At 45.2% G+C, this 11,747-nt stretch carries 17 protein-coding genes and 1 pseudogene; 9 read left to right on the top strand and 9 right to left on the bottom strand.

The window, feature by feature from the left end:
* Window positions 1–113 precede the first annotated feature (113 nt).
* On the top strand, window positions 114–656 hold the full coding sequence (locus AB2J24_RS06340; RefSeq protein ID WP_367384856.1) for an NADPH-dependent FMN reductase: 543 nt from the start codon (window positions 114–116) through the stop codon (window positions 654–656).
* An 18-nt stretch (window positions 657–674) separates the two neighbouring features.
* On the opposite strand, the gene AB2J24_RS06335 is transcribed toward AB2J24_RS06340, so the two are convergent.
* A complete protein-coding gene (locus tag AB2J24_RS06335; protein ID WP_162651442.1) occupies window positions 675–905 on the bottom strand; it encodes a DUF2798 domain-containing protein in 231 nt (76 codons plus the stop codon).
* A 115-nt stretch (window positions 906–1,020) separates the two neighbouring features.
* Window positions 1,021–2,088, bottom strand: coding sequence for an NAD-dependent epimerase/dehydratase family protein (locus tag AB2J24_RS06330; RefSeq protein WP_367384855.1), 1,068 nt, complete (start codon window positions 2,086–2,088; stop codon window positions 1,021–1,023).
* Between the two features lie 131 nt (window positions 2,089–2,219).
* Here AB2J24_RS06330 and AB2J24_RS06325 point away from each other — a divergent pair, with 131 nt between their 5' ends.
* From AB2J24_RS06325 to AB2J24_RS06315, 3 genes are all read left to right on the top strand, one after another.
* Window positions 2,220–2,801, top strand: a complete 582-nt coding sequence (locus AB2J24_RS06325; protein ID WP_162651440.1) for a TetR/AcrR family transcriptional regulator — start codon at window positions 2,220–2,222, stop codon at window positions 2,799–2,801.
* A 73-nt stretch (window positions 2,802–2,874) separates the two neighbouring features.
* Complete coding sequence (locus tag AB2J24_RS06320; protein ID WP_162651439.1) at window positions 2,875–3,288, top strand: hypothetical protein; 414 nt, start codon at window positions 2,875–2,877, stop codon at window positions 3,286–3,288.
* An 83-nt stretch (window positions 3,289–3,371) separates the two neighbouring features.
* Window positions 3,372–3,743 (top strand): VOC family protein, encoded by a 372-nt coding sequence (locus tag AB2J24_RS06315; protein WP_197742769.1) that lies wholly within the window; start codon window positions 3,372–3,374, stop codon window positions 3,741–3,743.
* A gap of 27 nt (window positions 3,744–3,770) precedes the next feature.
* On the opposite strand, the gene AB2J24_RS06310 is transcribed toward AB2J24_RS06315, so the two are convergent.
* From AB2J24_RS06310 to AB2J24_RS06300, 3 genes are all read right to left on the bottom strand, one after another.
* Window positions 3,771–4,235: a DUF1203 domain-containing protein gene (locus AB2J24_RS06310; RefSeq protein ID WP_367384854.1), complete on the bottom strand. Its 465-nt coding sequence runs from the start codon at window positions 4,233–4,235 to the stop codon at window positions 3,771–3,773.
* Between the two features lie 95 nt (window positions 4,236–4,330).
* Window positions 4,331–5,575 carry an Hsp70 family protein gene (locus AB2J24_RS06305; protein ID WP_367384853.1) on the bottom strand — a complete coding sequence of 415 codons (1,245 nt, stop codon included), beginning with the start codon at window positions 5,573–5,575 and terminating at the stop codon, window positions 4,331–4,333.
* Between the two features lie 118 nt (window positions 5,576–5,693).
* On the bottom strand, window positions 5,694–6,620 hold the full coding sequence (locus AB2J24_RS06300) for a bifunctional helix-turn-helix transcriptional regulator/GNAT family N-acetyltransferase (protein ID WP_162651436.1): 927 nt from the start codon (window positions 6,618–6,620) through the stop codon (window positions 5,694–5,696).
* A gap of 138 nt (window positions 6,621–6,758) precedes the next feature.
* Between AB2J24_RS06300 and AB2J24_RS06295 the strand changes: the two genes are divergently transcribed.
* On the top strand, window positions 6,759–7,049 hold the full coding sequence (locus tag AB2J24_RS06295) for a DUF1330 domain-containing protein (RefSeq protein WP_162651435.1): 291 nt from the start codon (window positions 6,759–6,761) through the stop codon (window positions 7,047–7,049).
* Here the strand turns inward: AB2J24_RS06295 and AB2J24_RS06290 are convergent.
* Window positions 7,046–7,390 carry a hypothetical protein gene (locus AB2J24_RS06290; RefSeq protein WP_367384852.1) on the bottom strand — a complete coding sequence of 115 codons (345 nt, stop codon included), beginning with the start codon at window positions 7,388–7,390 and terminating at the stop codon, window positions 7,046–7,048. The genes AB2J24_RS06295 and AB2J24_RS06290 overlap by 4 nt on opposite strands.
* A 75-nt stretch (window positions 7,391–7,465) precedes the next feature.
* On the opposite strand from AB2J24_RS06290, the gene AB2J24_RS06285 reads away from it, so the two are divergent.
* From AB2J24_RS06285 to AB2J24_RS06275, 3 genes are read left to right on the top strand one after another with little or no spacing between them, the layout of a single operon-like run.
* Entirely contained in the window at window positions 7,466–7,864 is a 399-nt protein-coding gene (locus AB2J24_RS06285; RefSeq protein WP_367384851.1) for an ArsR/SmtB family transcription factor, read from the top strand.
* Window positions 7,861–8,373, top strand: coding sequence for an SRPBCC family protein (locus AB2J24_RS06280; protein ID WP_367384850.1), 513 nt, complete (start codon window positions 7,861–7,863; stop codon window positions 8,371–8,373). Before AB2J24_RS06285 ends, AB2J24_RS06280 begins: the two co-directional genes overlap by 4 nt.
* Before the next feature lie 10 nt (window positions 8,374–8,383).
* Window positions 8,384–8,893: an SRPBCC family protein gene (locus AB2J24_RS06275; RefSeq protein WP_367384849.1), complete on the top strand. Its 510-nt coding sequence runs from the start codon at window positions 8,384–8,386 to the stop codon at window positions 8,891–8,893.
* 17 nt (window positions 8,894–8,910) lie between these two features.
* Here AB2J24_RS06275 and AB2J24_RS06270 read toward each other — a convergent pair whose 3' ends face one another.
* Both AB2J24_RS06270 and msrA read right to left on the bottom strand, forming a co-directional pair.
* Window positions 8,911–9,321 carry a GFA family protein gene (locus tag AB2J24_RS06270; protein ID WP_367384848.1) on the bottom strand — a complete coding sequence of 137 codons (411 nt, stop codon included), beginning with the start codon at window positions 9,319–9,321 and terminating at the stop codon, window positions 8,911–8,913.
* Between the two features lie 443 nt (window positions 9,322–9,764).
* A complete protein-coding gene (msrA, locus tag AB2J24_RS06265) occupies window positions 9,765–10,391 on the bottom strand; it encodes a peptide-methionine (S)-S-oxide reductase MsrA (RefSeq protein ID WP_367384847.1) in 627 nt (208 codons plus the stop codon).
* A gap of 129 nt (window positions 10,392–10,520) precedes the next feature.
* Between msrA and AB2J24_RS06260 the strand changes: the two genes are divergently transcribed.
* Complete coding sequence (locus tag AB2J24_RS06260; protein WP_367384846.1) at window positions 10,521–11,621, top strand: ribonuclease T2 family protein; 1,101 nt, start codon at window positions 10,521–10,523, stop codon at window positions 11,619–11,621.
* Between the two features lie 14 nt (window positions 11,622–11,635).
* Here the strand turns inward: AB2J24_RS06260 and AB2J24_RS06255 are convergent.
* Window positions 11,636–11,747 (bottom strand): annotated as a pseudogene (locus AB2J24_RS06255) (IS5/IS1182 family transposase); the annotation flags it as partial.

Raw genomic sequence — 11,747 nt, 5'->3', positions numbered from 1 at the left:
TCAATTTATATGCTGCAAAAATGCGCATGTTTAGCGCTTTTTGGCATCTATGATAAATAAATGTAATATGAAATATATGGGGAAAGTTCTAATCTAAATCAAGGGTAGATGACATGAAAATTCTCGCATTTGCAGCTACGAACCACAAAAATTCAATTAATAAACAACTCGTTACTCACGCAACTGAGGTATTGAAAACCGATCTTGCCGAGGATGCTGACGTGGAAATTATTGACCTGAACGACTATGAAATGCCGATCTTTTCTCCTGAGCGTGAGACAGAAGGCGGAGTTCCGGATTTAGCTCATAAATTCTTCAACAAAATTGGCGTTGCTGATGCGGTGATCATCTCATTCGCAGAATATAACGGCAATTACACCGTCGCTTATAAAAATATTTTCGATTGGGCCTCCCGTATTCAGATGAAAGTCTTTCAAGATAAAAAAGTTATGCATATGTCAGGTTCTATTGGGCCCGGCGGTGGTGCAAACGTGTTGCGCGTTGCCAATGATTCTGCGCCATTTTTCGGATCAGATCTGAAAGCAAGTTTTTCCGTTGGCCCATTTAGCGAAAAGTTTGACAGCAAAAAGGGTGCATTTGCCGATCCAGAACTAGCCCAGACATTGCGCTCATCCCTAAAAGCACTCGTGGCGTAGTGCATATCAAACCCGCAACTAGTTTTTAAAAATACGCGCAACCATTTTGCGCGTAAGCGGGGCAACAAATAAAACAATCGGAAATGCCACCGCCCAAGATAACATCCACGCATTGAGCCAAAGCGAGATAAAATTATCGACAAAGCCTGTGGTTCTGAAAATAGAAATCGCTGAGACAAAAGCAGTCATCATAAATGTCAGTAAAAAGCCGAAGACTATCGGTTCAAAACGAGAGTTTGGTTTAGACATACGGTACTTTCGAAGGTTTTTGATTTGAAGAAAAGATACGTCTGGCTAACGAAATTGGCAATACTACTTATTGTGTATTATTGCCAATCTTTATTAAAGTTCTTCAAGAACGAACCTACTTTTTAAAAACGCCTGCATCAATCATTTGATCAAACATTTCAATCACAGCAGTTTCGGTGCTGCGGTAAGTTATACCGAGTTTTTCTTTGGATTTGGTATTGTCCGCTTTCCACGCATGGCCCACATTTTTGGATATCATTTCGCGGGTGAACATCTTATTGGCAATTGGACCCACAAGCCATAACAGCCATTTTGGTGCCGTTGATTTTGGGAAGGGCCAGTTGGAGCCAAACTTTTTCTCAAGTGTTTGCCCCATCTCAAGCAATGTCATGGTTTTGGCCGAAGTTATATGGCGGCCTTCCGCATCTGCAATATATCCGGCACGCATATGAGCCTCTGCCACATCACGCACATCGACAATGCCAATTTCAAAATGTGGCACACCCATTTTCATAGTGCCATCGCCAAGTTGTTTCATAACCGCAACAGATTCAGAATTGGGTTGCAGCGTAACGCCAGGCCCCATAACGAATGCAGGATTGATCACCACAAGTTTCCAGCGGTCCTGCGCCTTGGCAATATCCCATGCCGCTTTTTCAGCTTGTGTTTTGGAATAGGAATAAGCTTGATGATCAAGACGCGAGGTCGTGTTCCAAATTTCCTCGGTCAATGTACCGTTTGGCATGGATTGGCAATCAATCGCATCGCCATAAATGGCCGCGCATGAGGATGTAACAACAACGCGGGATACGCTATCTGTCCGGTTCGCAGTTTCCAGCACATTGCGTGTACCGTTGACGGCGGGATCAACCAGTTCTTTCTGAGCATCTTTAAATGAGGAGGTAAAAGGCGAGGCTGTGTGGAATACGACACCGCATCCGGCCATAGCCTCATCATAAGCGCCATCATTAAGCAGGTCCGCTTTAAAGAATTTAAGCTGCTCAGGATTATCTTTCACAAGTGCAGTTAGATGCGCAAGCTTTTCCTTATTTGATGGATCGCGCACCGCCGCGTGCACTGTGATGCCTTGCTCAAGCAGGCCTTTGACCAGCCAACCTGCGATATAGCCCGTTGCGCCTGTCACAAGGGCTGGCTTGGATGTGTCATAAATCGGGTTTGTCATGTTCGTATCCTCAAGAGGAGCGCCATCCTACATTCGAAGTTTAGGGGCTCGCGGTTGGTTGCAATTAAGTAATCAAGTGTTTATATAAGTAGTGTATTCTGTAAGTCAACAAGTGATTACAAAAAATATTCATGCCCAAAAATAGCTCAGATAACGCCATACCCACCCGAAAGCGCGATGCGCAAGCCACCAAAGAAGCGATTCTGGAGGCCGCGCGCATGGTTTTTATGAACAAGGGATATGACAGCGCCGGCACGCGCGAGATTGCGCAACGGGCAGGGGTTAATGTTGCACTGATCAGTAGATATTTTGGCTCCAAGGAAGGGTTGTTTACACAAGCCATTCCCCCGACATTGACTTTAGCGCCTTTGATTGAAGGCCCGATGGAGGATTTTGGCGCACGGGTAGCAGGCCATTTTGTGCACAAAAACCTTGAGGGTGAATATGACCCGACATTGGCGCTCATAAGAGCAGCATCCAGCAAAGATGCTGTCCATGTTTTGAAAAAAACACTCGATGAGCAATTCACCAAACCTCTTGCCGCAAGGCTTCAAGGCGAAAATAAATTCGAACGTGCGGCCCTCATTGGCTCCTTTCTGGCTGGTTTTGATTTCACCGCCCGCGTTGTTGGCGTTAAAACAACTGAGAACTCAGATAAATCAGCGGTTGAAACATTGGTTGCCAAAATTTTGCAGGATTTAGTTGATGGTTAGTTCTATTTTCTCTGGCTTTATATTTTGTTCCTGATATGTTCTGACCTAAACTAATTGAAAAGGAGCAAAGTCGGTGGATTTTGAAAAGAGTGTGAAGCAGCAAGTAACGCTGTTAAATGAAGGTAAACCGTTGGAGGCTTTTGATCAGTTTTTCGACATATCTGGTGTGATGTATGCCAACGGTGAAGTGTTCGCCAGCTCTGCCGAGGAAGGCCGAAAAAAACAGGAGCCATATATTCGCGCAGCTGTTTCCATAGAGGGCAAAATTACTGATGTAAAAATGTTGCCAGCCAAGCAGATATGCGTATTTCGCAATCAATCATCCTTTGTCACCGAAGATGGCAATAAACACCAAATTGACGGGCTTTGTTGGCAACATTGGCAGGGTGGCAAAATCAAAGAAGAGCAATATTTTGATGGCGAGCAGATGAAAAACCACATTAAAAATGGCATTCTTTCCCAGCCTGAATTGTTGCTTGGCGGGTAAGTGTTGCAACTGGCTTGCCCGTTTTCAATTATAGCATTATTGCGTTAAGTAGGGTTTGATTATCCCAATCCTGGAGGTTCTAATTGGCTGAAATTTACGCACTTGATCATGTTCAACTTGCAATGCCTGAGGGCGAGGAAGACAAGGCACGCGGATTTTATCGTGATGTTTTGGGGCTAAATGAGGTAGCTAAACCCGCTCCATTGGCAGGTCGTGGTGGTGTGTGGTTTGAAAAAGGTTCGCTCAAACTTCATCTTGGAACGGAAAAGGATTTTCGACCAGCGAGAAAGGCCCATCCTGCGCTTTTGGTAAAGGATATTAATGCCTTTCAAAAATCATGCGAGGCTGGGGGCTGCGCGACAAAAAGTGATAGTGATCTTCCGGGCTACTCCCGTTTTTATATAGATGACCCGTTTGGCAATAGAATAGAGATTTTAGAGCCTCAGAATACCTGACATTTTTGATGCAAAAGCGGCCGATCATCAGCGTTCAATTCGCCCCATAAAGCAGCCTCGCGTTGCTGTGTGGGCATCAATATGAGCGATGTTCTCATTTTTCCAGGCCTGTGCAATAAATGTTTTGATTTCAGTTCCTGTCGCGATTTTAGCATCGAGCATCATTCCCGCTTGGTCAAATGCCCGAAGCGATAATATGCGATCAAACAACATGGGCGGAATTTTATTTCGGCTCTCATAGGTTTTGGTTGCGCCTTCACGCACAAAAATTGCATGTGAGGCTTTGTAAGGCGTGTTTTTATCCATGCTTGTGTGGTTGATAAGCAGCAAAGTTTCGCCAATCTCCGCATCACGCATTTCAATTCGATCAGGAAAACTCGCTTTGGCATTGCAGACATATCGCTTTGCGCCATGTGTCGCCAGCTCGGCATCTGTCATCCCAAACATGTGATTGTAATTCTCAACGGGCAATCCGCGTATTATAAATTCCATGATCCAGCTCCAAAATAAAGTGTCTTGAGAGCCGAACTAACATGTGAATTTCACAGCCCGCCACCCGAAACTTGCGAAGCGCGGATAGTGCTTGTCTAGCGCCCCGATGCGATCGCTAAACCATCGATAATGGCGGTGAATGCGTTGGAGTACAACAGGTCTGCCCCCTTGAAATGCGGCGCGATGTTCTGCTCAATGATTTTCATATGGCTGGAACCACCAACGAAAATAACCTTGTCCACCTGATCGGCGGTATAATCAGAAAGTTGGAGTGTTTCAAGCGCCGCGTCACTGATGTTTTTTGCATGTTCTTCAAGGCTTTTGCCAAGTTTTTCTGAAGTTAGTTGTGCAGATAATTGCGCCTCGATGAAAGCAAGGTCAATATCGCTTTGGCCATTGTTGTTGGTTTCGATTTTGCCATCTTCCACCGCAAATGCAATGTCGTGGCCGATCTCTTCTTCAAGCACGGTGATAAGCCTGGTAAACGGCTCTTTATTCAGCGCTAATTTATGAAGGTCTGCTGCAAGTTCACGCGGTTTTTCTGCATAAAGAGATGGAATTTTTGACCATGTGGCAAGGTCTTGAAAAATGTGATTTGGTGCGCGCAATGTATCATTGCCCCATTCGCGCCGGATCATTTCCCTGTGGCCTAGCAGAGGCATAACATGGTCGATGGACAGGCTTCGGTCAAAGTTTGTGCCACCAACACGCACACCATTACACGCCAAAACATCGATGCCGATGTCAGCGCTTTTAAACAGGCAGTAATCGGACGTACCACCCCCGATATCAACAATCAGCGCGAGTTCATTCTTGTCGATGCCGCCATTAGCAATTGCAGCCGCCTCTGGCTCGTACATAAACTCGACGCTTTTAAATCCGGCGTTGATATAGCACTGGGTAAGGTCTTTCAGTGCTTTGGCATTTTTTGTCTCGCTTGCAGAATGAAAGAAAACAGGACGGCCAGATAGCGCATGGTCGAAGCGCTGTTCTGCTTGAGTTTCAGCCCGTGTTTTGATTTGTTGCAAAAAGTTGGAGATGATGTCCGCATAGGTCACGAGTTTGCCGCCAAGCCAGCGACGTTCATGCAGCAAAGACGTTCCTAGAATGCTCTTGAGCGCACGCATATATCGCCCTTCATCACCTCTGATAAGCGATTGATTAGCCGCTCGGCCAATGCACCATTCTTGCGCGCGAACATCAAAGAAAATTGCAGTTGGAAGCGTGGTCTCATCTCCCTCGATATTGATGAGGTACGGCGAGCCAGATTTGACATATCCAACGGCAGAATTGGACGTGCCAAAATCTATACCCAGAACAGGGGTAGATTTATTGGTCATGAAATAACCTTTGATGTGAAAACGAGCAGGAAGGCGCTTTTAGATCAGTTGTTTCAATTCCACAAGCCCCGATCAAGCTGAAATTGTTTGCACCGAAATGTATTTCGGGCGAACTGAACTAAAGCTCAATCTGCCAATTTTGCCGCTTCAGCGTTTGGCCAAAGACATCCATCTCAGTTTCATTTGTCATTTCAAAGCCCTGCGCTCGGTAAATTTTGCCAGCAGATTCTTGCACGGAATGAGTCCATAATGTCAGACGTTTATATCCCTTTTGGCGTGCGAATTTAATGCATTCTGACACCAGCCGTGCGCCTATGCCCAACCCGCGTGCACTTGGTTCAACATAAAGCAATCTAAGCTTTGCCACACTTTGATCACCTTCGGTAACAAACACTGAACCAGCAACGCTGCCCGCATGTTCAACCACCCATGCTCGTTCACGTTTGGGATTATAATTTTTAAGATATTCAGCAATGATTTCAGCCACTACGCCCTCAAACGAGATATCCCAATTTTGCTCTTCTGTGTAGAGAACCCCATGACGATGAATAATCCAGCCAAAATCGCCCGGTTCCGGGTCGCGCAATATGTAAGATGGTTCGGCAGGTTCAGTGCTGAGCAGCTTTTCAATATGCTGCATAGAGCGCACCAATTGCCGCCGTTCGGTATTTGGTAACGGGCGAATAAGATCAGCTACCTGCTGGGAAGAAAGCTGTTCAAGTTGATCTTCAACGTGTTTTCCTTTGTCCGTGAGCGAAAGCACCATGCGTTTGCCATTGTTCGCATCAGGCGTCTTCGAAATAAGGTTTTGCTCTTCCAATGAGGCTATCAAACGGCTGAGGTAGCCGCGATCAAGCTTTAATATATCCATAAGATCACTGGCAGCAAGATTGTCATTGTGGTTCAGCTCATACATGAGCCGTACCTGCACAAGCGAAAAATCCGAAGCGAGTAATCCTTCGTTAAGTGCACCGACCAATTTGGTGTGAAAACGGTTAAAGTGCCTTACATTCAACACCTGATTATCAATCTCGTTCGCAAGCATGTTTTACCTTTATTGCTAAAATCATTTTATATGTTGCTTTAGTCAACATACATGATGTGTCTTGTCAATATATTCTGTTGAAATTGTTCACGGCAAATGATCTTATGGCATAAATTCATACACTACGTGGAGTGTTCAATGTCTGCATTTTTACTAATCGATACGAAGATCAATGATCATGAGGCTTATGAGAAATATAAATCAGTGGCGCGCCCCATTGCTGAAAAATTTGGTGGCCAGTATCGAACGCGCGGTGGTGAGATGGATGTTATACAGACAGAACTTTGGTCGCCAACGCGCATTGTATTGATAGAGTTTCCGAGCATGGAAAGTGCCCGAAACTTTATCAATTGCGACGAATATGCACCCGTTCGGAAAATCCGCGAAGGCGCGTCTGAATGCACTTTAATGCTGCTTGAGGGGCTTTAGTTCTTCTTCTTTGTTGGCTTTGCTGGCAGAGATTTCGCATTATCCAGACATTTACCAAAGACTTCCTTGAGGCGTTTTTGATCATCTAATACGGGGTGAGGGATGGAGACATAGTCCTTCATCACGGCACCATATTGCTTAACAGGAGGAACATCGTGTTCGGCCATAAAGTTCGCAAGGTCGGCTTTTGATAGGCGCAGGCAAAGCGTGCCTTCCTTATCCAAAAAGCTGAACATATTGCCATTTATAGACGTGTATGGATTGGCCTTGCCCTTGACCTTTTCGCCAAATTCGCTCTCGGCGAGAGTTTTGTAATTTTCCAAAGCTTCCTCGTAGGTCATGTGTTTTCCTCCTGGGCTGAATACAGATATTTAAGCGGACTTGACAAGTGCCTTTCTTTATATAACCATATGGTTATGGAATCATTTAACTACACAAACCATTATGCAACACCTTCTCAAGGAGAGGCGAATCTGGATGCTATTTTTTCGGCACTTGCTGATCCAACGCGGAGAAAAATTCTGTCTCGTTTGGTGGATGGCGAGGCCACGGTGCAAGAAATCTCTCAACCATTTACGATGAGCCAACCTGCAATATCTAAACATTTGAAGGTGTTAGAGCGGGCAGGGCTTGTTGAGCGCGATATTGATCAGCAGCGGCGACCAGCAAGATTGAAGGCTCAGAATATGGCAATGGCTGTGGAATGGCTGGAGCACTTCAGGAACTTTTGGGGTGCCAGTTTTGATCAACTCGATGGCCTTTTAGAGACAATGCAAACGCAAAAAACAAGTAAAGATAATGGAAATAAAAGATGAATGAGTTACCGACATTTGTAATGGAACGAGAGTTCAAAGCACCACGCAATCTGGTTTGGAAAGCATGGACTGATCCTGAGCTGCTCGCCAAGTGGTATGGCCCAGGTGTGGAAACGATTATTCACGAGTTAGATGTTCGTCCTGGTGGCGTATGGCGCAATGAAATGCGCATGAAGGGCAAAGATGGAACCCAAATGTCTGACTATTCGCTTATGACATTTATCGAGGTTGAGGAGGGGGAGACAATCACCCTTGAACTTGCCTCAACAGATGCTAATTGGAACCCGCAACCCAGCATGATGATGCCAAACTGGCCGCGTTTATTTTTTCTGGAGTTCCTCTTTGAAGATGATCAGGGTGGCACAACCAAGGTGACGCTGACCCAAAGACCCATGAATGCGACAGATGACGAGCTTGCTGCATTTGCTGGTATGATTGAGCGTATGAGCAGCGGTTGGGGCTCTGGCTTCAATATCATCGAGCAAATTCTTGCAGAGTTGCAGGCGTAGGGAGCAATTGATGAAACGCTTTTTCCAGTTTATTGGCTTTGTTCTGCTTGTCGGGATTTTTTATCTCTTTACACAAAGTCCAAATATACATGAAATCACCAGTGAAGTAGTAATCGCAGCGCCTAAAGATAAGGTTTGGGCAGCTGTGACGGATATCAACAGTTGGGCGGAGAATAATTCTGCGATCAATGAGGCCAGTGGCAATGTGGTGTTAGGACGTAAGTTATCGCTCACCATGCGTGGTGAAGAGGCAGGCGAAAATGGCCCTGCCTATGATCCGACTATCGTCGAATTGGATAAAGGAACCTCATACCGATGGCGTGCGAAAATGGGCGCTGAACTTATCTTCACCAACGATAAGCAGTTTGAATTAGAAGAGGTTGATGGCGGCACTAAACTTACGCACACGGAATATTTTTCCGGCATGCTGGTGCCGCTCATGCTTGATTGGTTTAAAGTTGGCGTTCCGCCGATTTTAGCTGAAATGAATGCAGGCTTTAAGGCTACGGCTGAGAAATGATAATCACGCAAGGTGTATCATTGTCGGTCAAATGAGCGAACATTTGAAATTTGTCCGAGCCATTTGACCGCCGATGCTGCCCAGAATTGCCTTTTGGGAACCATCTCAAAGCCGTTTTCTATAGCTCCCAGGCGAATACCTAACTTCTTTGGTTCATTACTATCACCAACAGATGTCGCATAAATCGGTGTTCCGCAGTCTGGGCAAAAGCTTTGTTGGCGTTTATCTCCGCTTTCAGCTACTTTGATATAATGTTTGAGATTGCCGGATAATAAATTGAATTTATTTTCAGAAACAGGAACAACAACTCGAAACGGTGAGCCTGATAACTTCTGGCAGTCAGTGCAGTGGCAAATTCTGACTCTGTCAGGATTAATTTCGGCTGTAAATGCAATATTGCCGCAATGGCATTTTCCGCGAACATGCATAGTTATTCTCCAAATATAGATCACAGATTAAGCTTATCATATTTGAATTTTATGAAATGCTATTCGTTTAAGATAATATATCACTCAGGCACAAATTGTAGTGCCCTAATAAAGAGATCGGTGCCTTGCGAAGAATGTGTGTAGTAGCGGCTATACGCATTCTTTGAAATGGCGGTGCAAGGCACCGATATTTGGGACCCCTTATCTGAGACTTGGAGATTGTCCCGGGATCATTATATTTTGCAAAACCTTCAGTGATGGGTTCTGCGTTCAGCATGAGAAGTTTTGATCGGAATTAAAACAGGCTCTGCCATGTAGTTTGTTCTGGAAAACTCCCATTTTTCAACATCCAAAACAAAACGCAACACTGTTGCGATCCGTTTTAAGAGTATTTTTTTCACAAGTTTAAACATTAGCTCTAGGCCTTTGATTTGCATAACTTTCTAGTGGTCAACGCCAAGGTATGCTTGATCACCCCAGAGTTTTTTTACAGTTTGGTTGCGACCACAGCGAAAACGATAATATTTATAGCGAACAGGGTTTTTCTTATAGTAATTCTGGTGATATCCCTCGGATAACCAAAATTTTGAGTAATCACGAATAACAGTCGCAATTGGCTGGCTCAAAGCATCTTGCGCTTCAAGCTTTGCGGCATTAGCTGCTTCTAATTCGGCTTCATCGCTGGTAAAAATTGCTGTTGTGTACGCATGACCGCGATCGCAGAATTGGCCACCTGGGTCCGTTGGATCAACAGTGCGGAAAAATGTTTTTAACAGTGAAGCATAATCTACAACAGATGGATCATAATCAATGCGCACGGCTTCAATGTAATCAGGATGGTTTCTATAAGTCGGGTTTTCAATTGTGCCACCTTGATAACCGGATTCAACTTCCTTGACGCCCTTAACATGTTCGAAGTCTTTTTCGATGCACCAGAAACAACCACCTGCAAAATACGCAGATTTAGTTTCGGCAAATGCAGTTTGACTGGATAAAGCTACACCAGCAAGAATAGCTGAAGCGAGAATTCCGCGCATAAGACGGTGAGGGCTGTTTGATTTCAAACTCATCATGTAATCCTGTTTTTATCAAGTTTTTCAACGTTGATGTTGATATAGCAATCTTTACGCACGGAATGAATTGACAGATTTGCACAAAAGCGTGAGCCTTGCGTGTGTTGATGCCATTTTGGAGATGAGATGCGCCCGTTCCCAGTTAAGTTCCTTATGTTCGTTGTAACTTCTATGATGTTGCTTGCTTCAAGCTTACATGCGCCTGCGAGCGTTAAAACAAAGGGCTTGTTTGAAGCTGTGGCAGAATGTGCGGCCAACAAAAAGCTGCGTTCGGATAATCCGGGCGAGGTGATGGTTCGGATTGGCGAAATTTATCAGTTGATCGCACTTAACAGTCAAACTCCGACGCATTATCAGGTGATCATACCCAATGCACCAGTGACCACGAACCGCTGGGTGGCGGCAGAGTGCGGTGTCATTGCTCTTGATGACGCCGGAATGGCTGCAAAAATTGAAGTGCCAAAGCCTAAACCACAGCCGCAACCTCAAACACAAATTCTCCAACCAGCTGAGAGTGTTGGCGAGATTGAAAATCTTCTTGCTTTAAGCTGGTTGCCGACATTTTGCCTCAGCGAAGATGGTAAGCGGGCAAGGGAGTGTAAGCGGCTTCGTCCAAGCGATGTGTATGCCACACAGTTTTCCATCCATGGTCTATGGCCCAATGATCTTGATGATAAGGCACTTTATCCCTGTTACTGTCATCTTGACAGGCCGTTGAAATGCAACGCGCGGCGAAAGGCATTTTCATCCATCGATATCTCGAAAGACTTACGAAATGAGCTGCAAACCAAAATGCCGGGCATTCAATCGGGGTTTTTACATCGCCATGAATGGACCAAACACGGCACTTGTTATGAAAAGTACAACACAAATGCCAGCAAGGGTGCCGATGCGCAGGAATATTATCGCGATACTGTTCTTATGCTCGATCAGGTGAATGATTCAATTGTAGCCGAGTTATTTCAGAAAAATGTCGGCAAGTTCCTGAGCGACGATGCGATCTATGGTGCATTTGATAAGGCTTTCGGGCAGGGGGCATCAGATAAAGTCTTTATCGATTGCAAACGTCATAATGGCGAACGGTACATATCCGAATTGTTTATAGGCTTGGGCGGTGAGATTACGCCCGATAGCGATATCGCACCGCTGATCAAAGCCTCACCATCACGCTATGATTATACCAATAAAACAAGCTGCAAAAGCGGACGCGTGACCGCCGTTAGGTAGCTTAGGCTCAGGACTCATAACCAGAATAAGACGGTTGCGGCGAGTGCGATTGCGGAGACGAATACGTTTGGGCATCTGTCATAGCGTGTAGCGACGCGTCTCCAATCTTTGAGCTTTCCAAACATT

The sequence above is a fragment of the Lentilitoribacter sp. EG35 genome (assembly GCF_040784015.1).
Lineage (GTDB): Bacteria > Pseudomonadota > Alphaproteobacteria > Rhizobiales > Rhizobiaceae > Lentilitoribacter.
The sequence above is the reverse complement of the archived record's forward strand: the minus strand, read 5'-3'. Positions and strand labels throughout refer to the sequence as shown.